This window comes from uncultured Marinobacter sp. (assembly GCF_963974375.1).
In the GTDB taxonomy this organism is placed as follows: domain Bacteria; phylum Pseudomonadota; class Gammaproteobacteria; order Pseudomonadales; family Oleiphilaceae; genus Marinobacter.
The window spans coordinates 1-22,823 of sequence record NZ_CAXBDN010000033.1 but is presented as its reverse complement, the minus strand read 5'-3'; the positions used below and the strand labels follow the sequence as shown (position 1 = coordinate 22,823).

The 22,823-nt window shown below is 60.1% G+C and carries 25 protein-coding genes; 17 read left to right on the top strand and 8 right to left on the bottom strand.

All coding sequences use genetic code 11. From position 1 onward, the window contains the following. A partial coding sequence (locus AAC035_RS04755) for an aldehyde dehydrogenase family protein (RefSeq protein WP_339800601.1) occupies positions 1-590 on the bottom strand: 590 nt, incomplete at its 3' end. A gap of 240 nt (positions 591-830) precedes the next feature. Between AAC035_RS04755 and AAC035_RS04750 the strand changes: the two genes are divergently transcribed. Continuing rightward, a complete protein-coding gene (locus AAC035_RS04750) occupies positions 831-1,505 on the top strand; it encodes a response regulator transcription factor (protein ID WP_339800598.1) in 675 nt (224 codons plus the stop codon). Here AAC035_RS04750 and AAC035_RS04745 read toward each other — a convergent pair. The 3 genes from AAC035_RS04745 to AAC035_RS04735 all read right to left on the bottom strand — a co-directional run bounded on the left by AAC035_RS04745 (position 1,502) and on the right by AAC035_RS04735 (position 5,191). Beyond that, positions 1,502-2,455: a HAMP domain-containing sensor histidine kinase gene (locus tag AAC035_RS04745; RefSeq protein ID WP_339800595.1), complete on the bottom strand. Its 954-nt coding sequence runs from the start codon at positions 2,453-2,455 to the stop codon at positions 1,502-1,504. The genes AAC035_RS04750 and AAC035_RS04745 overlap by 4 nt on opposite strands. After that, the gene (gene nosP / locus AAC035_RS04740) at positions 2,452-3,639 is read right to left on the bottom strand and encodes a nitric oxide-sensing protein NosP (protein WP_339800592.1); all 1,188 of its coding nucleotides are present in this window, start codon (positions 3,637-3,639) and stop codon (positions 2,452-2,454) included. The genes AAC035_RS04745 and nosP overlap by 4 nt, the downstream gene beginning before the upstream one ends. 136 nt (positions 3,640-3,775) lie before the next feature. Beyond that, positions 3,776-5,191 (bottom strand): WS/DGAT domain-containing protein, encoded by a 1,416-nt coding sequence (locus AAC035_RS04735; RefSeq protein WP_339800589.1) that lies wholly within the window; start codon positions 5,189-5,191, stop codon positions 3,776-3,778. A gap of 240 nt (positions 5,192-5,431) precedes the next feature. Here AAC035_RS04735 and AAC035_RS04730 point away from each other — a divergent pair, with 240 nt between their 5' ends. Beyond that, positions 5,432-6,358, top strand: a complete 927-nt coding sequence (locus AAC035_RS04730; RefSeq protein ID WP_339800588.1) for an alpha/beta hydrolase — start codon at positions 5,432-5,434, stop codon at positions 6,356-6,358. Positions 6,359-6,389: 31 nt separating this feature from the next. Here AAC035_RS04730 and AAC035_RS04725 read toward each other — a convergent pair whose 3' ends face one another. Continuing rightward, positions 6,390-6,671, bottom strand: a complete 282-nt coding sequence (locus AAC035_RS04725; protein WP_339800585.1) for a polyhydroxyalkanoic acid system family protein — start codon at positions 6,669-6,671, stop codon at positions 6,390-6,392. Positions 6,672-6,913: 242 nt separating this feature from the next. Between AAC035_RS04725 and ubiE the strand changes: the two genes are divergently transcribed. From ubiE to AAC035_RS04670, 11 genes are all read left to right on the top strand, one after another. Continuing rightward, entirely contained in the window at positions 6,914-7,684 is a 771-nt protein-coding gene (gene ubiE / locus AAC035_RS04720; protein WP_339800583.1) for a bifunctional demethylmenaquinone methyltransferase/2-methoxy-6-polyprenyl-1,4-benzoquinol methylase UbiE, read from the top strand. After that, the gene (locus AAC035_RS04715) at positions 7,684-8,343 is read left to right on the top strand and encodes an SCP2 sterol-binding domain-containing protein (protein ID WP_339800580.1); all 660 of its coding nucleotides are present in this window, start codon (positions 7,684-7,686) and stop codon (positions 8,341-8,343) included. Before ubiE ends, AAC035_RS04715 begins: the two co-directional genes overlap by 1 nt. Continuing rightward, positions 8,340-9,986: a ubiquinone biosynthesis regulatory protein kinase UbiB gene (ubiB, locus tag AAC035_RS04710; RefSeq protein WP_339800578.1), complete on the top strand. Its 1,647-nt coding sequence runs from the start codon at positions 8,340-8,342 to the stop codon at positions 9,984-9,986. Before AAC035_RS04715 ends, ubiB begins: the two co-directional genes overlap by 4 nt. Before the next feature lie 26 nt (positions 9,987-10,012). Further along, a complete protein-coding gene (hisI, locus tag AAC035_RS04705; protein ID WP_339800575.1) occupies positions 10,013-10,438 on the top strand; it encodes a phosphoribosyl-AMP cyclohydrolase in 426 nt (141 codons plus the stop codon). Beyond that, positions 10,431-10,757 (top strand): phosphoribosyl-ATP diphosphatase, encoded by a 327-nt coding sequence (locus AAC035_RS04700; protein ID WP_339800572.1) that lies wholly within the window; start codon positions 10,431-10,433, stop codon positions 10,755-10,757. Before hisI ends, AAC035_RS04700 begins: the two co-directional genes overlap by 8 nt. 65 nt (positions 10,758-10,822) lie before the next feature. Next, a complete protein-coding gene (gene tatA / locus AAC035_RS04695) occupies positions 10,823-11,062 on the top strand; it encodes a twin-arginine translocase TatA/TatE family subunit (RefSeq protein ID WP_339800569.1) in 240 nt (79 codons plus the stop codon). Positions 11,063-11,073: 11 nt separating this feature from the next. Next, entirely contained in the window at positions 11,074-11,529 is a 456-nt protein-coding gene (tatB, locus tag AAC035_RS04690) for a Sec-independent protein translocase protein TatB (protein ID WP_339800567.1), read from the top strand. 6 nt (positions 11,530-11,535) lie between these two features. Then, on the top strand, positions 11,536-12,330 hold the full coding sequence (tatC, locus tag AAC035_RS04685; RefSeq protein WP_339800564.1) for a twin-arginine translocase subunit TatC: 795 nt from the start codon (positions 11,536-11,538) through the stop codon (positions 12,328-12,330). After that, a complete protein-coding gene (locus AAC035_RS04680) occupies positions 12,327-13,052 on the top strand; it encodes a 16S rRNA (uracil(1498)-N(3))-methyltransferase (RefSeq protein WP_339800561.1) in 726 nt (241 codons plus the stop codon). Before tatC ends, AAC035_RS04680 begins: the two co-directional genes overlap by 4 nt. A gap of 30 nt (positions 13,053-13,082) precedes the next feature. Then, positions 13,083-14,273, top strand: a complete 1,191-nt coding sequence (locus AAC035_RS04675) for a hypothetical protein (RefSeq protein WP_339800559.1) — start codon at positions 13,083-13,085, stop codon at positions 14,271-14,273. A 400-nt stretch (positions 14,274-14,673) separates the two neighbouring features. Further along, positions 14,674-15,633 (top strand): ABC transporter permease, encoded by a 960-nt coding sequence (locus AAC035_RS04670; protein WP_339800557.1) that lies wholly within the window; start codon positions 14,674-14,676, stop codon positions 15,631-15,633. A gap of 22 nt (positions 15,634-15,655) precedes the next feature. Here AAC035_RS04670 and AAC035_RS04665 read toward each other — a convergent pair whose 3' ends face one another. Beyond that, positions 15,656-15,904, bottom strand: a complete 249-nt coding sequence (locus AAC035_RS04665) for a hypothetical protein (RefSeq protein WP_339800607.1) — start codon at positions 15,902-15,904, stop codon at positions 15,656-15,658. A gap of 1 nt (position 15,905) precedes the next feature. Here AAC035_RS04665 and AAC035_RS04660 point away from each other — a divergent pair, with 1 nt between their 5' ends. The 4 genes from AAC035_RS04660 (at position 15,906) to AAC035_RS04645 (ending at position 20,480) form a co-directional block, all read left to right on the top strand. After that, the gene (locus AAC035_RS04660) at positions 15,906-16,526 is read left to right on the top strand and encodes an ABC transporter permease (protein WP_339800604.1); all 621 of its coding nucleotides are present in this window, start codon (positions 15,906-15,908) and stop codon (positions 16,524-16,526) included. A gap of 56 nt (positions 16,527-16,582) precedes the next feature. Continuing rightward, positions 16,583-17,626, top strand: a complete 1,044-nt coding sequence (locus AAC035_RS04655; RefSeq protein WP_339800554.1) for an ABC transporter ATP-binding protein — start codon at positions 16,583-16,585, stop codon at positions 17,624-17,626. After that, a complete protein-coding gene (locus AAC035_RS04650; RefSeq protein WP_339800551.1) occupies positions 17,619-18,668 on the top strand; it encodes a dipeptide ABC transporter ATP-binding protein in 1,050 nt (349 codons plus the stop codon). Before AAC035_RS04655 ends, AAC035_RS04650 begins: the two co-directional genes overlap by 8 nt. Positions 18,669-18,773: 105 nt before the next feature. Next, on the top strand, positions 18,774-20,480 hold the full coding sequence (locus tag AAC035_RS04645; RefSeq protein ID WP_339800548.1) for an ABC transporter substrate-binding protein: 1,707 nt from the start codon (positions 18,774-18,776) through the stop codon (positions 20,478-20,480). A gap of 93 nt (positions 20,481-20,573) precedes the next feature. Here the strand turns inward: AAC035_RS04645 and AAC035_RS04640 are convergent, their stop codons facing one another. Beyond that, the gene (locus AAC035_RS04640) at positions 20,574-21,812 is read right to left on the bottom strand and encodes a UbiH/UbiF/VisC/COQ6 family ubiquinone biosynthesis hydroxylase (RefSeq protein ID WP_339800545.1); all 1,239 of its coding nucleotides are present in this window, start codon (positions 21,810-21,812) and stop codon (positions 20,574-20,576) included. After that, positions 21,803-22,823, bottom strand: a 1,021-nt coding sequence (gene ubiH, locus AAC035_RS04635) for a 2-octaprenyl-6-methoxyphenyl hydroxylase (RefSeq protein WP_339800542.1), incomplete at its 5' end; no start/stop codon positions are given. The genes ubiH and AAC035_RS04640, both read right to left, overlap by 10 nt.

Genomic DNA, 22,823 nt, shown 5'->3' with positions numbered 1-22,823 from the left:
ATACTGGCGGGGGTCTGCTCGGCCGGTTTCATGACGGTGCAGTTGCCGGCCGCCAGACAGGGCGCCAGCTTCCAGACTGCCATCAGTATCGGGAAGTTCCAGGGGATGATCTGGCCAACCACACCCAGCGGCTCATGGTAATGATAGGCCACGGTGTTGTTGTCGATGGCGCTGGAGGTGTCTTCCTGGGCGCGGATGCAACCGGCAAAATAGCGGAAGTGATCCACTGCCAGTGGAATGTCGGCGTTCAGGGTTTCCCGGACGGCCTTGCCGTTGTCCCAGGTTTCCGCCACCGCCAGCATTTCCAGGTTCTGCTCCATGCGGTCGGCGATTCGCAGCAGGATGTTGGAACGTTCGGTGGTAGAGGTTTTGCCCCAGGCCGGAGCGGCCTTGTGGGCAGCATCCAGCGCCAGATCAATGTCCTCCTCGGTGGAGCGCGGGATTTTGCAGATCACCTCTCCGTTGACCGGGGTGATATTGTCGAAATACTGCCCTTTGACCGGGGCGACCCATTCACCGCCGATATAGTTTTCATATCTGGTCTTGTAGGAGACCACCGAACCGTCTTTTCCGGGTTGTGCGTAGATCATGATGTTAACCTTGTTGTCTTTGTTATGGTTTCGTGCGTAATCGTGTCGTGGGTAATGCTTCAGGAATCTGATATAACGTTAGTCGCGATGGCCGCCACCGGGTATGGTTCCTTGGCCTTGCATGACCTACTTCTTTGGTCGTAGACCCTTCGCACCTCAAGGTCTGCCCATACCTGAAAAAACCCGTTACTCTTGGGTAACAAGCTCTGCGAATGACAACAATAAGGCCGAGACCCAGCCATGACACCGGCACCCCATATTCTGATTGCTGATGATCACCCGCTGTTCCGGGAGGCCATGGCTCATGTTATTGCCATGGAATTACCCGGCAGCACGCTGACCGAGGCCGACAGTCTCGCCTCTACTCTGGCAGCGATTGCCGCCCATCCGCAGCTGGACCTGATTCTGCTGGATCTGAACATGCCGGGCATGGCCGGGCTGGAAGGCTTGCGGCAGGTTCGGCGCCAGGCACCCGAGGTGGCGGTGGTGATGATTTCTGCGGAAGAGGACAAGCAACTGGTGTTGCAGTCGATTCAGGAAGGCGCTACCGGATTTATCACCAAATCGTCACCGCGGGAACGGATGCGCCAGGCGCTGATCCAGGTGCTGGCCGGAAATATCTACCTGCCACCGGATATTATCCGGGGCACACCCTCTGCGGCAGGTCCGGCCCCACAGACAACGCGGATACCGGAAGAAGCCCTGCAATCACTGACCGAACGTCAGCGGCGAGTGCTGGAACGGATGGCACTGGGGGAGTCCAACAAGCAGATTGCGTATCAGCTCAACATTACCGAAACCACGGTCAAAACCCACGTTTCTGCCATTCTTGGCAAACTGGGGGTCAATAACCGGGTTCAGGCCGTTATTGCCGCCGGCGAACAACTGACCGAAAGCAACCGCAAAGACCGTTAGTGTCCCAGCGGCACCGCCACCGAAAACACCGAACCACGCCCGACCCGGGAGCGAACCGAAACCGGGTGATCCAGCAGCCCCGCAACCCGCTCGACAATCGCCAGCCCGAGGCCGAGCCCCCGGTCATGGTGAATCCTGGCGGTGGCACCGCGGTGAAACTCCTGAAAGACCCGGGCCAGGGTATCCTCGTCCATCCCCGGACCGGTATCCCAGACCTGAATCAGCAGGCGGTCACCACGGCGACGGCAGGCCAGCATCACTTCTCCAGCAGCCGTGTACCGCACCGCGTTGGTAAAGAAATTGCGCAGAATTCTTGCCAGTAAGTGGGAATCTGTCACCACCCGCGCAGGGACCGGAGCGTAGCGAAACCCCAGACCTTCGGCGGCCGCCAACTGCCCGAATTCAGTGGCCAGCGTATCCAGCAGGTCCTGCACGGCAAACGACGACAGATCCGGCGTAATGACTCCTGCGTCCAGGCGGGAGATGTCCACCAGGGTACCCAGCAGATGCTCCACCGCCTCAAGGGAGGCGCCCAGGGAATGGGCAAGTTCGGCCGCCCGCGGCTCAAGAGGTTGTGCCTGCAGCGAGCCGGTGAACAGCCGTGCGGCGTTCAGTGGCTGCAGCAGATCGTGACTGACCGCTGCCAGAAAGCGGGATTTCGAATGATTCGCCTGCTCCGCCTCCCGACGGGCCGACTCAAGCGCCTGATTGCTCTCCCGCAGATCGTCCATGGCCTGATTGAGCGCTTCCGTACGCTCCCGAACCTGCTCGGCAAGCACCACTGAATGCTCGAAAATCGCGTAAGGATCCGGCGTCCGGGCGGAGCCGGACTCCACATGACTGATCAGGGCATCCCGGATCTTGCACAGGCGCGCATTTTCCTGCTCCAGCCGGGTCACCCTGGCGGCCAGCTCGATTTCCCCGTGTGATGGTTGTGCCGGCACAGTCACGGCCGCCCCCTGCCGTCATCGCCAGCCTCAGGTTCGCCGGCTGTTTTGGGCGCACCGATGACCACCCCGGTAAAAGTCTGGTTCAGATGCACGCCCTGGAACTGCTCGCCGTAGGTATTGAAACCGGTGACCCGATGGTCCTGCAGAAAGCGCGATACCGTGTCTGCCTGGCCCAGTACTTCCGCCTCCAGGCGGCGCAGGAAACAGTCGCAGCCGATGGTGATCAGCGGTTCCCCCACTTCAGCCTCGGCCGCCTCCAGACGTTGACGCAGATTTTGCTGCAGTGATCCCGGCTTCATGGGCGTCAGCACGATGCCGGTTTCCACCGCACAGTAAAAGGTAAGGCTGCCATCCCCGTTTACCCGCTGCACTGAACGGGCGAAGTACTGACCGCCGATACACACCGCCATTGGCCGTAACGCGAACAGATCCCGGCTCAGGTCTGATTCGGCCACGCCGATGGCCCGGGCATAGGCCGCCGCAGCGGGCTCTGCATTGAGTTCATGGACGGTACGGGTCTCGCTGTCGGCCGCCGTCACCACCAGCTTGCCCTCGGCCGGCTCCAGGTGATGGGTGGAAAAAACCTGGAAACTCAGGGGGGTATTCACCAGCAGCACGACCGCAGAGCGGGCATAAAAGCGGCCCTCATGGTACACATGGGTATTGGCCAGACGCTCATCGTCACCGGCCGAGCCACCAAACTGCGGAATCGCACCCAGAGCGGCATTCAGGGTCGCCAGCACCAGCTCCTCCCGGCTCGACAAGCCATCCAGCAGGGTCATGGCAAAGGTGTTGTCCCGCACCGGGGCCAGGCCGCGGCGACAGTCTGCCAACAGGCGGTCAATCACCCCCTGGGCATCCTGTAGCGAGAAATCATCCAGTTCACGGATCAGCGCACTGCTGACCGCAAACCAGCGCCTGTCAAAGCCAATGGCGGTGATGGAACCCCGCTCATAGCCCTGTGGTGTGATCTCGCCGGCGGAGGTACAACCGCAAACGGTCACCGGCCCGAAGGCCTGCTGCAGCGCTGGCCCCAATGCCTCCAGATCGTATTCGGCAGAGCAGAAAAACAGCACACTGCCCAGGGTGTCATGTCTCAGGGCGGCAGCCAGTTCGCCAGCTGCCAGGCGGGGATCCCGGTGCCGGGACGAGGCAACCGCTACCGCACTGCCGGATCTGGACAAAGAATTCTCAGGTTCTGAAAGGAGCGTCGTCATGGCGGGTCTCGCATACTGCGCATCGGGCGTGTCTTTGCATTGTTGTTCCAGTGTAGACGAGTTAAGGACCGAACACTGTCACGGGGCTGCAGGAACGAAATGGTCAGGCCGGGGTATCGGTAAGCAGTGCCAGTTCATCCAGGCACAGGGTCAGGAAGCGGTCCGGATCAGGTAACACCGCCTCATCTGCCACTACTCCGAACTGTACCTGGCCGTTGTAGCTGACAATGCTCACCCCGAGGCCCACTTCTCCGGCCTGGGGTACCCAGAACATCTGTTCATTGACCCGGCAGCCCGCCAGGTACCGGGGCTCGCGGGTTCCTGGCACATTGGAGACCACCGCCGTGGCTTTGCGAAAGAACAGATCGGCAATGGGCTGACGCAAAGGGCCCGGCAGTATCGATGCCAGCCCGCTAAGCCCCCAGGCCAGTGCCGGCTGCCAGCTGCGTTTCAGGCGCCGGGTTTCATGCTTGATGCGATAGAGTCGCTCCAGTGGAAAACCGGCATCCACCGGCATGGGCACGAACACAGTGCCGAAAAAATTGCCGGGGCTGTTGCCCGCCGGGCGCAGGGTAACGGGCAGGTGTCTGCGGATATCCACCGGCACCGCCGCATGGACCGTGGCTTGATTCAGACGGGAACCGCTGAGCTCCATGGAGCCCCTCATGGCGGCTGCCACACAGCTCAGCAGCACATCATTGATGCTGCAGCCCCGGACTTTGGCCACCCGGTGAAAACGGGCCAGTTTTACCGGTGATGACCAGCGACAGTGACGGCGTCCCAGCAAAGAACGCTTCAGGGCTGACGGTGAATCTTCCGGCTCGGTGATCATACCGGTCACTTCGTTGATGAACCTGAGTCCGTTCATGGTCCAGAGCTCGGCAGGGCCCGGTACCCTGGGCTCAAACTCATCCACCTCGTCGTTCTTTTCAGGAAACGCACCACCCTGCTGACGCGGTCCCGACAGCCCTCGCTGCAATACATCGAGAGAGGCGGTCATCCACTGTGACCACTGCCCTTTCAGGGGATGGTCCTGGTAGCCGAAATCCTGTGGCAGCTGATCCGGCTTGCGGGTGCAGATCCGATCAAACATGCCCAGCAACGACATGCCATCGGCGTAACAGTGATGGACCCTCAGCAACACCGCAGCCCCACCCTCGGCGTGAGGCAGTATCCAGAAATGCCAGCGCGGCAGGTTCGGCGATAATGGCTGGTTGAGGCGGGCGGACACCCAGTTCTGCAGTTGTGCGGGGGTAAACGGCTGATCGATGCAGGTCAGGTGATCATCCAGACTGAACTGTTCGCTTTCCTCCCAGCACCAGCCGACGGTATGTTCGACGGGGCGCCTGCGAAAGCGGTCCCAGGCCAGCCAGTAGCGTTCCAGGAAGTCGCGGAAAGCCGGTTCAGTCAGGCATTCAACCCGCATCAACACCGTTATGGTTAACGGATTCCTGGGGCTTTCAAGCGCCAGCCAGGCCGAATCCATAGGCAGTAGTCGATGGCGTTCCCTATCACTCAAGGTTGATGTCCCGGTACGGTGTAAGAGGATCTCACAGGCCAGACCGGACATTGTGCCAGAGCGGCCCCGGCCTCTCCACCATTGCGATTTCGTCATCTGATAGCGGGAACAGGTTCACGATGGGCCTCTTCCGACTTGCACTGAACCGCGCCGGTGGACGTATACTCACAGGACAACCGGGCATCTTCTTTATAAATTGCACTGAATTGTGCTGATAAGGTGCCCGCAGGAGCCGTTACCATGAAACCCAGCCACCTCCGAAAACTGATCAAACCCATCGAGAGCGCCTATTCCGAGATGTTCTCTGGCCGGGTATACAGGGTAGGTGAAGGTGCGGTATCGGTTCGTAACCACAGCGGTACCGCCCAGCACACGGTGATTGGCGTACACGGTTTTCTTGAAAACCACTGCTATTTTACCGAAGCCTACGAGTCACCCAACACCGAGCTGATCCTGCTGACCTGCAGCAATTACCATATCCCGGTGAACGGGGTCACCCCCGAACTGCCGTTGTGGCTGGAAGACATCGACGAACTGGAAGGCACCGTCGCCTACGACGCAGAAATTCTGAATCAGGCCATCGGCCACCTGCCGACTACGGATCGTATCCGGGTTCATGGCCATTCCCGGGGCGGTGCCGTGATTCTTGAGGCCATTGCCCGCAAGCCGGAACTGTACCGTGATGTGGAAATTGTGCTGGAGGCGCCGGCCCTGCCCCAGGGCAGGATTCATGCCCTGGTCACCATGATGCTCGAGCCGGTCAGTCACGGTATGTGGCCCTGGGTAGTCCGGCTCATCAACAGCGCGCCCTCCTCGGTTTACGGCCAGACCTTTTTCGGGCGCATGAATCCCCGCAAGAAACTGTTATTGGGCAAGTTGTTCTATGCCACCCGGGATCACCTGACCATTGTGCGCAATCTGGAAGACGTGCTCGACTGGATGGAACACACCAGCACCGACGTCTACCAGCACATCAGCCACGGCAGCTTTCTGATTCCGGGTATCGACAGGATTCTGGATCGCGCGGCCATGGTGGCCAGCGCCCAGGAGAACGGTGGCCGCATGGCCATTATTGAGACCCAGTCACCGAGTCACTTCATTACCCTCGATGACGTCAGCTGGCTTCCCGACCTGACCGCGCTGGATCCGATCGGCGACGCTGGTTGACGCAGGTCAGAGTCCCGTCCGAGTACAAACGTCAGGCCTTGCCGATAATCTTGTCGAGCTGACTGTGAATCTCGTCTTCAATGCGTGACCGGAACGGACGCAGCATCATGCCCAGTTCCAGATGAACATGGATGTCCTCCGGTGAGATATCCAGCTGCCCCTTGACCCCGGAACGATGAAAGCGCAGCAGATCGCCTTCCCAGTGGTAATCCACATCAAATTTCTGCGACAGATCTTTCGCCAGTTCCTCGGCGGCGTCCCGGGCGTGACTCTGATCCAGCGAATGGGTACGACGAACCTCAATGGATGACATGGGCAATCCTCTCCGGGGTAGCAATCAAAAAAATACTGGCCCCCTGTTATGGCATGAGGCCGGTCAATCAGCGTGCCAGTTTACGATGGGACTTCGCCGCCCGCCAGCCTGATATCCTAACCCGGCAATTTGTTCCCCGGCTGCGGATAACCGTGACCGCACATGAGTAAACACCTAAAAAACTTTAGACTTGCCGGCAGGTTCCCTAGAATACGGGGCTCAGATTCTGACAGGACAGCACCATGAGCGACCAGAACACGTCATCCAGACCGGACGAAACCACCGATTTCGGTTTCCGTCAGGTCCCGCGCAGCGAGAAGGCCAGCCAGGTGGCAGACGTTTTCCACTCGGTGGCGGGTAAATACGATCTGATGAACGATCTGATGTCCATGGGTATCCACCGGTTGTGGAAGCGTTTCACCATTGAGCTCAGTGGTGTACGTCCCGGCCACAAGGTGCTGGATATCGCCGGCGGCACCGGTGACCTGACCATGAAGTTCTCAGATCTGGTGGGCCCTGCCGGCAAGGTGGTGCTGGCGGATATCAATGCCTCCATGCTCGAAGTGGGTCGTGACCGGCTGATTGACCGGGGCTATGCCAGTAACATCGAGTATGTGCAGGCCGATGCTGAGCACCTGCCCTTCCCGGATAACAGCTTCAACGCCGTCAGCATCGCCTTTGGTCTGCGCAACGTCACCGACAAGGATCAGGCGTTGCGGGATATGACCCGGGTGCTCAAACCCGGCGGCAAACTGCTGGTACTGGAGTTCTCCAAACCCACCAACCCGCTGCTGAGCAAGGCCTACGACATGTATTCGTTCAGCGCCCTGCCGTTCATGGGTAAGCTGTTTGCCGGTGATGCCGAAAGTTATCGCTACCTGGCCGAGTCGATTCGCATGCACCCGGATCAGGACACCCTGAAAGGCATGATGGAACAGGCCGGGCTCAGTAACTGCCGCTACTACAACATGACCGGCGGCATTGTGGCGCTGCACTCGGGAATCAAGGCCTGATGTCACGCACACCGACCCTGCACGCGGCCATCACCGGGACCCTGGAGCTGGCCATCAATCAGGCGCTGGCGCTGGATCCTGCCGGCCGCCGCGATTTGTTGCAGGCACTGTCAGGGCCGGTATGCTTTGTAGTCAGTGAGCCGATGGCCATGCCCATCTGTCTGCAGGGCACCCGCAACGGGGTGCGCGTTTCCGGGGTCGAGGATTACCAGGCCAGCCTTACCATCCGCGGCCGGCCACTGGCCATGGTAGCCCTGGCACTGGGTGATGACCATGCTATCCAGGACGGCCGCCTGCAGATTGCCGGCGATACCAACCTGGCCCACCAGTTCCAGCGTGCCCTGGCGCAACTGGACCCGGACTGGGAAGCGGCACTGGCCCGTTACACCGGGGACCTTGCCGCCCACCTGATTGGTCGTCGCCTCCGCAGCAGCGTTCGCTGGAGCCGGGAAGCCTTCAGGTCTCTCACCAATAGCCTCGAAGAATACATCCATGAAGAAACCCGGCTGTTACCAGGCCGCCGTGAACTTGAGGCTACCTTTACTGCCATTGACGACCTGACCCTGGGTGCCGAACGCCTGTCAGCCCGGGTCGACCGTCTGGAGCAGGTTGCCACCAGCCGCAGTGAGCAGACAGCGCCGGAGGATGATCCCCAGTGACTCGCCTGCAACGCCTTGTCCGCATCGCCTGGGTTTTCTGCAAGTACAGGCTCGACATCTTCCTGCCCATGGCCGAGCTACCCGCCCCGCTGAAGCTGTTTTTCCTGTTCGCCCCCTGGCACCTGTTTCCGAAAGGCTCCCTCGACCGCGGTGACCGTTTGCGGCTGGCACTGGAAGAACTGGGACCGGTGTTCGTCAAGTTTGGCCAGATTCTGTCCACCCGCCGGGACCTGCTGCCGGATGACATGGCGGAATCCCTGCGGCGTCTGCAGGACAACGTGCCGCCGTTTGCCAGTGCGACCGCCCGGCAGATCATTGAAGATTCCCTCGGCCGCCCGGTCACCGAACTGTTCGCCGAGTTCTCCCGGGATCCCCTGGCCTCCGCCTCCGTGGCCCAGGTCCACGCCGCGACCATGCCCAATGGCCGCAAGGTAGTGGTCAAGGTGATCCGTCCCGGCATCGATCGGGTGATCCGCCAGGACCTGGCATTGATGTTCATGATGGCCCGCCTGCTGGAGCGATACTGGTCCGAGGGTCGCCGCCTGCACCCGGTAGAGGTGGTGGAAGACTATCAGACCACCATCTATGACGAGCTGGACCTGCAACGGGAAGCCGCCAATGCCAGCCAGCTGCGACGCAATTTCAACAACTCGCCACTGATCTATATTCCTGCCATCGACTGGGATCACACCACCAAACGCGTACTGGTGATGGAGCGGATCAGCGGCATTCCCATTGCGGACATCGAGTCGCTGCGCGCCGCCGGGGTAGACCTGAAAGTTCTGGCGGAAAAAGGCGTCGAAATTTTCTTCACCCAGGTGTTCCGGGACAGCTTCTTTCACGCCGACATGCATCCCGGCAATATTTTCGTGGATGCCAGCAATCCGGCGGATCCCCGTTACATTGCCATCGATTTCGGCATTGTGGGCACGCTTGCGCCGGACGATCTCAGTTATCTGGCCAGAAATCTGCTGGCGTTCTTCCGCCGTGACTATCGCCAGGTGGCCGAGCTGCATATCCAGTCCGGCTGGGTGCCGCCGGAAACCCGGGTCAACGAATTCGAGGCCGCCATCCGCACCGTGTGCGAGCCCATTTTTGAACGTCCGCTGAAGGACATCTCGTTCGGCCACTTCCTGCTGCGTCTGTTCCAGACTGCACGACGCTTCAATATGGAAGTACAGCCACAACTGGTGTTGCTGCAGAAAACCCTGCTCAATGTGGAGGGCCTGGGCCGCCAGCTCTATCCCGAGCTGGACCTGTGGAGCACCGCCCAGCCCTATCTGGAGAACTGGATGCGAAAACGCATCGGGCCCAGCGGGTTGTTGCGCACCCTGCAAACCCGGTTACCCTCCTGGCTGGAGCAATCGCCGGAGATGCCCCAGCTGGTTCATGATACGCTGGTGCAATTACGCAATGCCGGTGCTCCGGACCGGGGCGACAGGCAGGCAGCCATCACCGCCGAACTGGCCCAGCGACACGCTGACCGGCGCTGGCGCCTTACCCTCGGCGCCCTGAGCCTGGCGGCCCTGGCCTGGCTGGGAGCTGAAGAAAAACTGGTGCCGCTGGCACAGAATATGCCTCATTATGGCTGGGCTTTGCTGGCGTTGGCTGGCTGGCTGGTGCTGAAACCTGGCAGAAAATGACATTCAGATGATACGGATTCACACAAATGCAAGATTCACCCCCTAAGGTGACAACCACTGACTGGCTTGACGCCATTCGCTGGAATCCGGATGGCCTGATACCGGCCATCGCCCAGGACGCCGCCACGGGCGATATTCTGATGATGGCCTGGATGAACCGGGAGTCGCTGGCGCTGACCGCACAGGAGCAACAGGCCATTTACTGGTCACGCTCCCGCGGCAAACTATGGCGCAAGGGTGAGACCTCCGGTCATGAGCAGCGGGTGCTGGAAATCCGTCTGGACTGCGACGAAGACGTGATTTTGCTGAAAGTGGAACAGCGTGGTGGTATTGCCTGTCATACCGGTCGTCGCAGCTGCTTTTACCGGGTACTGGACGACGGACAATGGGTGGCCAGAGATCCCGTGCTCAAAGATCCGGACACGATATACGGAGGCCACAGCCATGAGTGACACACTGCGCCAGCTTGCCCAGGTACTGGAGGCCCGCAAGGCAGCAGATCCGGACACGTCCTACGTGGCCAGCCTGCACGCCAAGGGGTTGAACAAGATTCTGGAAAAGGTCGGGGAAGAGTGCACCGAAACCCTGATCGCCGCCAAGGATGCCGAGCATTCCGGCAAGGCTGATGAACTGATTTACGAGACCGCAGATTTGTGGTTCCACACTCTGGTCATGCTGTCACGGTTTGACCTGGGGCCGGATGATATTCTTCAGGAACTGAGCCGGCGCTTTGATCTGTCCGGGCTGGAAGAGAAAGCGGCCCGCAAATAGGGTATTCGGTTAACCGCGCCATTGGCGTACAATATAGATCATAGAGACACACAAGGGGTTCTGTAATGGGTATCAGTATCTGGCAACTTCTCATCGTTCTGGGCATCGTCGTGCTGTTATTCGGAACCAAGAAACTGCGCAACATCGGCACCGACCTTGGTGGGGCCATCCGTGGCTTCAAAAAATCCATGGGCGATGAAGAGACCGGTAAAACAGCAGACAGCGACGCTATCGAAGGTAAAAAGGACGACACGGTTTACGAAGCCGGTGCCGCCGAAAAAGCCGAAGAAAAAAGCCGTAGCTGAGCCGCCAACCTATGTTCGATATCGGTTTCCTCGAACTGATCATCTGTGCCGTGATTGCACTGCTGATCCTGGGTCCGGAACGTCTGCCGGTGGCAGCGCGTACTGCTGGCCGTTGGGTCGGCAGTGCCCGCCGCATGGTGAGTCAGTTCAGCGGCGAGCTGGATCGTCAGCTCAAGGCCGACGAATTACGGCAGGAACTTCGCAAGGCCGGTGGCGACCTGGGGCTTGAAGATGTGCAGAAGAACGTGCGCAGTGCCCTTGAGGAAGCCCGCAAATACGAGAACATGATCCTGCCCGATGGCAAGGTCACGCCCCCTGAGCCGGCACCTGCTTCCCGTGATCAGGCGGCAACCGATGCCCCGGATCAGCCGCCGGCCACCACCACGCCGGCACCACATCAGCAGGCGACGAGCACCGAGGCCCAACCCGTGGGGGCTGACGCCGACAGCCTGAAAAAACCGGAATAAGCCTTGATGAGTGCAGCCACCCCGGGTAGACCCCCTGTTTCACCGGAACACAATGAGATGCCGTTGATCGAGCATCTGCTGGAACTGCGTAACCGCCTGCTGAAAATGGTCATCGCGGTGGTTATCTGCTTTGCAGCGATTTATCCCTTTGCCAACGAACTCTACCTGTGGTTGTCCGAGCCGCTGCGTGAACTGCTGCCGGTGGGTCAGATGATGATCGCCACCGACATTACCTCACCTTTTTTCGCGCCCCTGAAGCTGGCCCTGGTGCTGGCGGTGTTCGCCGCAATCCCGGTCATTCTCTACCAGCTGTGGAGTTTTATCGCCCCCGGCCTGTATGCCCACGAAAAAAAGCTGGCATTTCCATTGCTGGTCACCTCGGTGCTGCTGTTCTACCTGGGAGCGGCTTTCGCTTACTACGTGGTGTTCCCGCTGGTGTTCGGCTTTTTTACCGCCATTGGCCCGGAAGGCATTGTCGAGTTGCCGGACATCAGCAGTTACCTTAATTTCGTGCTGAAGATGTTCTTTGCCTTCGGAGTTGCCTTCGAGATTCCCATTGCCACCATCCTGCTGATCCTGTCGGGCGTCACCACGCCACAGGATCTGGCGGCAAAGCGCCCCTACGTGGTGGTTGGCTGCTTTATCATCGGCATGATGCTGACTCCTCCCGACATCATTTCCCAGACTCTGCTGGCGGTGCCTATGTGGATCCTGTTCGAGCTGGGCATTCTGTTTGGCTATGTGGCCCAGCGCCACGCCCGCAGCCGCGACGATGAAGAATACCCTGCAGATCCGTCATGAATCTGGCATTGCTGAGTGAACAGGACCTTACCGGTCCTGGCAGTGCCCGGCTGACCGGACGCCGCCGCGACCACCTCACCACCGTATTGAAGGCCACCGAGGGCGACACGCTCACCGTGGGACTGCTGAATGGCCGGATCGGCACCGGCACCCTGCTCTCGCTGACCAGCACGGCGGCAGAGCTGTCCTTCACCCTGGACCGGGAGCCGCCCGCCGCCCTGCCACTGTCGGTGGTGCTGGCGATGCCAAGACCAAAGATGCTTCGAAGAGTCCTGCAGACGCTCGCGGGTCTCGGGGTAAAGGATATCTGGCTGATCAACGCCTACAAGGTGGAAAAGAGTTTCTGGCAAACCCCCTGGCTGGGTGACCTGCCGCTGACCGAGAACCTGACCCTTGGCCTCGAACAGGCCCGGGACACGGTGATGCCCAGGGTTCATATCCGCAAACGATTCAAGCCCTTCGTAGAAGACGAATTGCCAACCCTGCTGAGGGCAAGGCCGGGGCTGGTTGCCCATCCGGGAACCGCCAGCCCCTGCCCGGTTCACATCGACCATCCGGCCACCCTGTGCATCGGTCCGGAGGGAGGGTTTATTCCCTACGAAGTGGACATGCTGGTGTCCGCCGGCTGTCAGGCCGTCCATCTTGGCCCCCGTATTCTGCGGGTGGAAACAGCAGTACCGGTGCTGGTCAGCCGGCTGTATGATGGAGCTTCAGTTCGCTGACACGCCGGCTTATCCGGACGAGACACTACCATGGCATCAGGATCACGGTTTACCCGGGGCGCCCTGCGGGGCACAAAAGAAGCTATTCAGGGTACCAGCCATATTGTAGAGGGTGTCCACCAGGCGATTCTTGATACGGTGTCCAGGGCAGCGCCAGTGCCATCTCAGGTGCCACTGATCACCGGAATGGTGTATCGCAACATCCGCGCCATTACCGGCATCACCGTGACCGCTCTCGACCGGACGCTGACCCTCAGCGAACGCTGGCAGGCGCAAGCGGCCACAGAAAACGGCGCAGCCATCCAGCCCTGGCAGCTGAACCTGATGGGTGCTCTCAACGGCGCCTTCGGCGACCACTTCCGCGAAACCGGGCACCCCTGGGACCTTGGCGTTCACTTCTGCCGTGACGGCGCCGAACTCGATCTCGACCGCCTCGATCAGCAGTTACCACTGGCCTCACCCCACCTCTGCCTGCTGGTCCATGGCCTGAGCATGACCGACCTTAGCTGGCGCAGTGCAGAGCCAGACAGTTACGCCAGGGCTCTGGAGTCACTGGGTGCCACCGCGCTGGAACTTCGCTACAACAGCGGCCTGCCAATACATGAGAACGGGCTGGCGCTGGCCTGGCAACTCCAGTATCTGGCTGACCATTACCCGGCCCCCCTGCAAAGCCTGCACCTGACCGGCCACAGCATGGGAGGGCTGTTGATTCTCAGTGCCTGTCATCAGGCGATCGAGCTGGGTCTGACCTGGCCCACGCTGGTGCGTGAGGTAGCCTGTCTGGGTGCACCCCACCAGGGGGCAAGACTGGAGCTGGCAGGTAACTGGGCCAGCCATGTGATGAACCTGACCCCCTATACGACCCCGTTCGCCATGGCAGGGCGTCGCCGCAGTGCCGGCATCAAGGATCTCAGGTACGGCAGTCTGCGTGCTGACGACCGGCTGGGCAGACACATGGATGACACGGAAACCTTTGCGCCAGGCCTGGTGTTGCCGGTGCCTGGCGCCCGCTACCTGATGGTGGCTGGCAGCCTCGATGAGCCGGACAAGCCGGTTTCACGGTTGCTGGGAGACGGTCTGGTTCTTCCGCAAAGTGCCCTGAGTCCACGGCTGGCCGGCGAAGTCGACATCAGCCGTCGCCAATTCCACGGCCTCGGCCACCTGGACCTGCAGCGACACGAGTCCGTTCAGCAAGCCATTCTCGACTGGCACAAATTTTGACCATTCTCTGAGATATCCGGTCCCCTGCGCTAACCTTTTGAATCCATTCAATTCAGCGCCTACGGCATTGCTTCCGGCCTGCCTTGGGGGTGCAATTACCAGCCTGCAAATACCCCCGCCCCCAGAACCACCTTAAGCCACAACCATAACTAACTGTAATTTATACTATTTTATTTGGACGATTCAGCGATTCGCCTCAAATTTAATCACAATAACTGTGCAGTTCCTTGACAGGGAGCGGTGTCGAATCTAATTATGAAGGTACAGCAGAGCACCGAAGCACGACCTGACTAATAATAACAATCATGAGGAGTTGCATATGGCGCAGACCTATGCCTGTCACCCCTGTTCACCCTCCGGGCAGCACATTCTTAACCCGCCACATCGCTAGGATATCGCCATGGGAAATTATTTTTTCAGGCGGTTACTGGCGCTGATACCCACCCTGATTGTCGCCAGTATTATCGTCTTTTCCGTTGTCCGGCTGATTCCAGGCGATGTCCTGGATCTGATGCTGAGTGAGAATGACTATGCCTCCACCGGGCATGACACCCGGGCAGAACTGGAAAAAGTACTCGGGCTCGATCAGCCCATCTACATGCAGTACCTCTCCTGGGCAGGGAACGCCCTGACCGGTGATCTCGGCAATTCCCTCTGGCGAAACACGCCGGTGACCCAGGAAATTGCCGACCGTATGCCGGTCACGCTGGAGCTGGGCATACTGTCGCTGATCGTCGCCCTCACCATCGCCATTCCCATCGGTATCTATTCGGCGGTGCGCCAGGAAACCTGGGGCGACAATGTCGGGCGAACCTTCTCGATCATTGCCCTGGCCATTCCCAATTTCTGGCTGGGCACCATGGTGGTGATACTCCCGGCCATGTGGTGGGGCTGGTCGCCGCCCAATGATATCGTGCCGTTTTTCCAGGATCCCATTGAAAATCTGAAGGTTCTGCTGCTGCCAAGCGTAGTGCTCGGGGCCTCGCTATCAGCGGTCATCATGCGAATGACCCGCACCATGATGCTGGAGGTTTTGCGTCAGGATTATATCCGTACGGCCTGGGCCAAAGGCCTGCCGGAGCGCACCGTGGTGATCCGCCACGCCGTCAAGAACGCCCTGATACCGGTCATTACCCTGGTGGGCATTCTGGTTCCCATCCTCTTTGGAGGCACCGTCATCATTGAACAGATCTTCCGGCTGCCCGGGCTGGGCGAACTGCTGCTGCAGTCCGTCAGCACCAGGGACTACCCCATTATCACCGGTATTTTCCTGATTACCGGTGTGGTGGTCATGATCGTCAACCTGCTGGTTGATATGTGTTACGGCCTGCTGGATCCGAAGGTGCGCTATGACGGCTAATACAAACCCGGTTACAAGGTCTTCAATGAGCAATGAAAGCGACCAGCCACCGGCTGAAAACCATGCCCGTGAACAGCAGGCACCGGCCGGGGTCCAGCCCACGGTTGCCGTTGCGGCCCCGAAAATGGCGCTGAGATACCGCAACCGGCTGGTGGAGTTTTTCTTCCGGCTGTTCACCGAACGGCCCCTGGGCGCATTTGGCGCCATCATCTGCCTGCTGCTGTTGCTGACAGGTATTTTTGCCGACGTCATTGCACCCAACCCTGTCCATTGTGATTTCCGTGCTTATCGGCCTGATCAGTGGCTATGCCGGGGGGCGCACCGATATGACGACCCAACGCCTGGTAGACGGCTGGATGTGTTTCCCGGATCTGATCATCCTGATTGTGGCAGTCTCGGTGCTCGGCCCGGGGACCTGGCAGGTGATCATCATCCTGGGCCTGCTGTTTGGCATATCAGGCTCGCGGATCGTCCGTGGCGCGGTACTGACCGCCAAGGAAAACGTGTATGTGCACGCCGCCAAGTCCATGGGAGCCTCCACCACCTGGATTCTGTGGCGCCACATTCTGCCCAATGTGATGCCGCCCATTATCGTGCTTTACACCACCCGGCTGGCCGCGGTGATTCTGGCGGAATCCGGCCTCAGCTTTCTGGGGCTGGGCATACCACCTCCCGCACCGAGCTGGGGCGGCATGCTGAGCCTCGACGGACGCAGCTACATGTTTGTTGCTCCCTGGCTGGCCATCATGCCGGGTCTGGCACTGGCCATTGCAGTGTTCGGTATCAACATGTTCGGCGATGCACTGCGGGACCTGCTTGATCCGAGAATGCGTGGAGGTACCGGACGGTATATTGCCAAAGTCAGCAAAAAGCCGGCAGCCCCACAAAAATAACAACAAGACCAGCCTTCCGGCATGGCCGGAAGGCGTATCCAGCGGAGATTCAGACCTTGCTTGCAGAACCACTGGCACCAGAATCGAAAACCGGAACCCCGGAAGCTGGCGACGACGTGTTGCTGAGGGTCAACGGACTGAAAACACGGTTCAATCAGGATGGACGTGTGGTGACCGCTGTTGATGGCGTCACCTTTGATGTTCGTCGTGGCGAGACTCTCGCCATCGTAGGGGAGAGCGGCTCCGGCAAAAGTGTCACGGCCATGTCCATCCTGCGCCTGATACCAAGCCCTCCCGGCGAAATCACCGACGGCGAAATCCTGTTCAATGGCAAGGACATTCTGGCCATGAACGATGAGGAAATCCGCCAGATGCGCGGCAGTGACATCGCCATGATTTTCCAGGAACCCATGACCTCCATGAACCCGGTGCTGACCATTGGCCGTCAGTTGTCGGAGCCCATGGAAGTCCATAACAAAGGCAGCCGCAGATCGCTGCGGGAAAAATGCGCCGAACTGCTTCGCAAAGTGCGGATTCCCGATCCGGAAAGCCGTCTCGACGCCTATCCCCATCAGCTGTCCGGCGGTATGCGCCAACGGGCCATGATTGCCATGGGCCTGGCCTGCACCCCGAAACTGATCATTGCGGATGAACCCACCACCGCCCTGGATGTGACGGTTCAGGCCCAGATTCTGGAGCTGCTCAAGGATCTGACCCGGGAACACAATTCGTCCATGATCCTGATCACCCATGACCTGGGTGTTGTCGCCCGGTACGCAACCCGGATCAACGTCATGTATGCCGGCCGGATTGTGGAACAGGGTACCTCTTCCGAAATCTTCAAGGATCCCCGTCACCCCTACACTCTGGGGCTGATGGCATCCATTCCCCGCCTCGACCAGCCCAAGGGTGGCCGGCTGATTCCGATCAACGGCCAGCCACCGGATCTGGCAAACCTGCCCAAAGGCTGTCCTTTCCACCCCCGCTGCCCCTATGCCAGGGATCTGTGCCGGGAAGAGCGGCCGCCGCTGACCCAGGTGGCGGGCGAGCACTGGAAAGCCTGCTGGATTGATGTGAAGGAGGTGCACGCCAATGCCTGAACATGATGTATTGCTGGACGTTCAGAACCTGACCATTCACTTCAAGATGTACGGCGGGTTGATGGGTAACAAGGTCACCGGCACGGTAAAGGCGGTGGACGGCGTGTCGTTTCAGGTCAGGCGGGGTGAAACCCTGGGGGTGGTGGGCGAAAGCGGGTGTGGCAAGTCCACCACCGGTCTCGGGGTGCTGCGCATGGTCGAACCCACCGCCGGCAAGGTGGTGCTGGACGGCACGGACCTCACTTCCCTCAATCAGAAGGAGATGCGCAAGTTCCGGCGCAAGATGCAGATGGTCTACCAGGATCCGTTCGGCGCCCTGGACCCCCGCATGCGGGTGCTGGATATCGTGGGCGAACCGCTACTGATTCACGGTCTGCACAAGAACAAGGGTGAATACAAAGCCAGGGTCCATGACCTGCTGGAACGGGTCGGCCTCAATCCCAACATGGCCAACCGCTATCCGCACCAGTTCTCTGGCGGTCAGCGGCAGCGCATCGGTATTGCCCGGGCGCTGGCGGCAGAGCCGGACCTGATCATCTGCGACGAGCCGGTGTCCGCCCTCGATGTGTCTATTCAGGCTCAGGTCATCAACCTGCTGGAAGACCTGCAGGAAGAGTTTGGGCTGACCTATCTGTTTATCGCCCACGACCTGGCCGTAGTGAAGCACATCTGCGACCGGATCATGGTGATGTATCTGGGCCATGTGGTGGAAATCACCACTCGGGACGCACTTTACGACAACCCCCAGCACCCTTATACCCAGGCGCTGATGTCCGCGATCCCGATTCCCGACCCGGACGCCGAAACCCAGCGCCAGTTTGACGGGTCTCTGCAGGGTGAAATCCCCAGCCCGATGAATCCGCCCAGTGGCTGTCCATTCCACACCCGCTGTCAGTATGCCCACGAGGCATGCTCAGCGAAAAAGCCGGTGTTGATGGAAACCGAAACCGGCCATCAGGTGGCCTGCCATCTTTACGACCCGTCTGCGTCCGATGTGAACGCCGACGACGTGATGAAAGCACCTCTGGCCAGAACCGGCTGAGGTGTTGCGAAGAAACAAGGTAGTAAAACAACCGCTGAGGAGCGGATAACAAAAAGCGGCCGGGCAACGGACGCAACAAGCTCGACCTACCGAGGAGAGGCAATAATGAAAGCCGTAAAATCAGGCAAAAGACTGCTGCTGGCAGGGGCCCTGGGCGTCGCCATGGCGGCAGGTTCACTTCAGGCAGAAGAGGTGCAGACGGGCGGGGAACTGAACGTCGTCACCGTCTACCGGACCCTGGATGCAGTAACCTGGGATCCTGCCACCTGGAACTGGAAAAACAGTCACGACGGTCTGTTCTTCGATCACCTGCTGCGAGGCAATCTCGAGTACGGTCCCCGCGGCCAGAACGTCAACAACTTCACCCATCAGGCCTTTATTCCCTACGAGCAACTGGAAGGTGACCTGGCCGAGAGCTGGGAAGTCAAGGAAGACCCGCTGCAAATCATCTTCCACCTCCGTGATGACGTGTACTGGCCCGCCCGGGAAGGTCTGATGGAGAGGCGCAAGCTGGTCGCCTCGGATGTGACCAACCACTTCGAGAAGATCTGGCAGTCGGAACGCCGGGTGCCGGAATTCTACGACTTCATCGACAAGTTCGAAGCCAAAGATGACCGTACCGTGGTGCTTCACCTGAACCAATGGCACTCCAACTGGCATTACCGGCTGGCCTGGGGTTACTTTGACGGCATCGCCCCACCGGAGTGGCATGCACTGGATCCGGAAGGCCGGGGCGACTGGAAAAACGCCACTGGTACCGGCGCCTACAAGCTGACCTCCGTCGAGCGTGGCAGTGCCCAGGTCTACGAACGCAACGACGACCACTGGGATACGGTTGAGCTGAATGGCAAAACCTACGATTTGCCGCTCAACGACAAGGTCACCTACCGCATCATCAAAGACGAATCCAGCGCCATTGCCGCCCTGCGCTCCGGCCGCGTGGATATCATGGAAGCCATCCGCTGGCAGTTTGTGGATGAACTCAAGCGCGGCGCACCCGAACTGGTCTGGCGTGAGGCGGTTGAATCCTCCGGCCACTATATGTCACTGCGAAACGACATAGCACCGTTTAACGATGTCCGCGTGCGCCGGGCCATGAACCTGGCGGTGGATCAGCGGGCCATTCTCGAGGGGCTGCTGGATGGTCGTGGCGTGCTGCTGGAATACCCCATGTCCTCTAACCAGACCGGCTATTACACGCCGGTTGAGGAACTGCGGGACGGCGGCAAGGAACTGTTCGACTATAACCCGGACCGGGCCAGGGAATTGCTCAAGGAGGCCGGACACGACAAGGGCCTGACCTTCCGCGTGCAGGTATTCTCCGGCAACCCGTACCACATGGACCTGGTGAATATGCTTGAAGCCTACTACTCGGCTGTGGGCATCAAGATGGAAGTCCAGGCCATGGAATACGGTGCCTACCGTTCAATGATGGGTCATGAAAACCAGGCACCTGGCTACATGATCAGCAACGGTGCCGGTAACCCGCTGCAGGTGATCCGCAAGTCGTTCCTGGGTGGTCAGACCTGGAACCCGGACCGTCATGCCGATACCTTTGTTGATGAACAGATCAATGAAGCAATCAAGGAGCGGGACCCGGAAGTACAGCAGCGTATTCTGCGGGATCTGAACCGCTATATCATCGAAGAGCGGGTGCCACACGTGTTCCTGCCCACTCCGATGGGTTACAGCGCCTGGTGGCCATGGGTCAAGAACTACCATGGTGAACTGCGCGTAGGTGCGGTTCGTCCGGGCCCGATCTATTCGCGGATCTGGATTGATCAGGAAATGAAGGAAGAGATGGGTTACTGAGTTTGCCCTGATCCAACCACAAGGGCCTCCCGCGGGAGGCCCTTTTTTTATGGTGCGTTTCACTGAGATCTGAAGGTCAGGAAATGGAACCGGTCAAAGCCCCATGGCTTGCGCTGCAATGCGATTCTTCAGGGGCCCCGCACTGTTCAGCCAGCGCATCCCGGTATTACGGAGCCAGCGCAGTGGCAACTCATCCCGGGCAAACAGCTGTCTGAAACCCTCCATGGCGGCCATCATCGACAGGTTCTCACCTTTGCGCCGACGCTGGTAGCGCTGCAGCAAAAGCAGATCGCCGGGATTCAGCGCACGCTGTCGGGCGACTGCAAGCTCATCCAGTAACACCCGGACATCGCCATAACCAAGGTTGGCGCCCTGACCCGCCAGCGGGTGTATGGTGTGGGCGGCATCGCCCAGTAACGCGAAACCGGGACGAACATAGGTTTTCGCATGGCGTTGCCGTAGCGGAAATACATGCCGCCGGGAAAGCCGGGTGACCGCGCCCAGCCGGCCTTCAAAGGCGGCGGCCAGCTGCTCACTGAACGCGTCGTCATCCAGCGCCATCAGGCGTCGGGCCTCGGTGGTATCCTGCGACCAGACAATGGAACACAGGTTGTCGCCGGGTTCACGGGCGCCATCAACGTCTTTCAGCGACGCCAGGGGCAGGAACGCCAGCGGGCCTGTTTCCGTGAATCGCTGCCAGGCCGTACCGTCGTGGGCACGTTCCGTGGCAACCGTGCAGACAATGGCCTGCTGGTTGTAATCCCATTCGCGGGTGGGTAACCCGGCCCATTGCCTGAGCTGTGACCGGGCACCATCGGCGGCAATCACCAGACGACTTTGAAGACACTCGCCGGATGACAGCACAACGCGATGAATACCCTCACCGACCAGACTCAGGGAATCTACCCGGGTGTCACCGAGCAACCTCACCGATGACTCCGCCAACTGATCGAACAACGCCTTGACCAGGGCCCGGTTCTCCACGATGGTGCCCAGCGCCGGCGCGCCGAGCTCGCTGGCAGAAAAACGAATGCGCCCGGTGCCGTCGCCGTCCCAGACATCCATGGCGGTATAGGCACAGTGCCGGCCCTGCAACACCCGGGGCCAGGCCCCAAGCTCCGTCAGCAGGCGCTCGCTGGCCACCGAGATCGCGCTGACCCGGGGCTCGATATCATCAACCGTAACCGCCGGGGTCAACGGAGCCTGCAGGCTGGCCAGAGGCGCCGACTCCACCAGTGCAACTTTCCAGCCTTGACTGGCAGCTCCCAGGGCCAGCGCACTGCCGGTCATGCCTCCGCCAACCACCACCACATCGAATTCGGTCACTGCCATGTTCCTCTTTCCTGGCCGCTGCTGTCCTGGCTCCGACCATCCTTGCGCCCGCCCAGACCCATGGCCTGACGGGCGAACCAGGACTTGGCGGCCGGCATTACATCCAGTCCGGCAAGGCCGGCGCTGCGGGCCATGGCCAGCGCTGTCGAATCACTACCGAACACCCGCACCAGGGAATCTGAAAAGGCAATGGTGCGGAACTGGTCATCATAGTGCTGGCGACGATACCGCTGCAGCACCTGAAGATCCCCCGGCGACTGGCCGTTGTCTGCGGCAAACCGGAACGCCTCCACCAGGGCTGTCAGCCCCCGCAACGCCAGGTTGAATCCCTGCCCCGCTACCGGGTGCAGACTGTGAGCAGCGTTGCCCACCAGCGCGATGCCGGGGCGCACCCATTCATCGGCGGTGACCAGGGCCAGCGGATAATGGTGGATTTCTCCGATACGGGTAATGCGCCCAAGCCGCCAGCCAAAGACCTGCTGCAGCCGGGCGCACTGCTGCTCCTGCGGAAGTGCCAGCACTTCGTCCAGCGCCTGCGGTGTCAGGGTCCACACCAGAGCAGAGCTGTGGCCAGGCACAGGACCCTGGGCTAACGGCAGTAACGCCATCGGGCCGTTGGGGGTAAACCGCTCGTAGGCGGTGTTCTGATGCGGTCGCTCGGTGGACACATTGGCGATCAGCGCAACCTGATGGTAATCACGGCGACTGGTCGCAATGCCCAGCTGCTCCCGCAAACCGGAACGACCGCCATCAGCCACCACCAGACAACGGGCCCGCAACTGTCGTGTTTGTCCAGCGGCCGTCAGGCTGACATCGACGCCGGTACTGACCGGATCAACCCGATCAACCGTTGCCGGCGCCAGCCATTCAATACCAGCCGATTGCTGTAACCCGGCCATCAGACACTGGCCCAGCCAGCGATTATCCACAACATAGCCCAGTGCCGGCTGCCCCCGGGTCCGGGCTGCCAGCCGGGTCACCCCGAACCGGCCCTGCTCAGACACATGGATA

Bases quoted from the DNA above. Each gene is read 5' to 3' on its own strand.
- AAC035_RS04675 (WP_339800559.1), top strand. From the start codon at position 13,083: ATGGCATCAGGATCACGGTTTACCCGGGGCGCCCTGCGGGGCACAAAA.
- AAC035_RS04730 (WP_339800588.1), top strand. From the start codon at position 5,432: ATGAAACCCAGCCACCTCCGAAAACTGATCAAACCCATCGAGAGCGCC.
- AAC035_RS04725 (WP_339800585.1), bottom strand. From the start codon at position 6,671: ATGTCATCCATTGAGGTTCGTCGTACCCATTCGCTGGATCAGAGTCAC.
- AAC035_RS04680 (WP_339800561.1), top strand. From the start codon at position 12,327: ATGAATCTGGCATTGCTGAGTGAACAGGACCTTACCGGTCCTGGCAGT.
- AAC035_RS04650 (WP_339800551.1), top strand. From the start codon at position 17,619: ATGCCTGAACATGATGTATTGCTGGACGTTCAGAACCTGACCATTCAC.
- AAC035_RS04645 (WP_339800548.1), top strand. From the start codon at position 18,774: ATGAAAGCCGTAAAATCAGGCAAAAGACTGCTGCTGGCAGGGGCCCTG.
- AAC035_RS04750 (WP_339800598.1), top strand. From the start codon at position 831: ATGACACCGGCACCCCATATTCTGATTGCTGATGATCACCCGCTGTTC.
- AAC035_RS04670 (WP_339800557.1), top strand. From the start codon at position 14,674: ATGGGAAATTATTTTTTCAGGCGGTTACTGGCGCTGATACCCACCCTG.
- AAC035_RS04715 (WP_339800580.1), top strand. From the start codon at position 7,684: ATGTCACGCACACCGACCCTGCACGCGGCCATCACCGGGACCCTGGAG.
- AAC035_RS04700 (WP_339800572.1), top strand. From the start codon at position 10,431: ATGAGTGACACACTGCGCCAGCTTGCCCAGGTACTGGAGGCCCGCAAG.
- hisI (WP_339800575.1), top strand. From the start codon at position 10,013: ATGCAAGATTCACCCCCTAAGGTGACAACCACTGACTGGCTTGACGCC.
- tatB (WP_339800567.1), top strand. From the start codon at position 11,074: ATGTTCGATATCGGTTTCCTCGAACTGATCATCTGTGCCGTGATTGCA.
- tatA (WP_339800569.1), top strand. From the start codon at position 10,823: ATGGGTATCAGTATCTGGCAACTTCTCATCGTTCTGGGCATCGTCGTG.
- tatC (WP_339800564.1), top strand. From the start codon at position 11,536: ATGAGTGCAGCCACCCCGGGTAGACCCCCTGTTTCACCGGAACACAAT.
- AAC035_RS04665 (WP_339800607.1), bottom strand. From the start codon at position 15,904: ATGGACAGGGTTGGGTGCAATGACGTCGGCAAAAATACCTGTCAGCAA.
- ubiE (WP_339800583.1), top strand. From the start codon at position 6,914: ATGAGCGACCAGAACACGTCATCCAGACCGGACGAAACCACCGATTTC.
- AAC035_RS04640 (WP_339800545.1), bottom strand. From the start codon at position 21,812: ATGGCAGTGACCGAATTCGATGTGGTGGTGGTTGGCGGAGGCATGACC.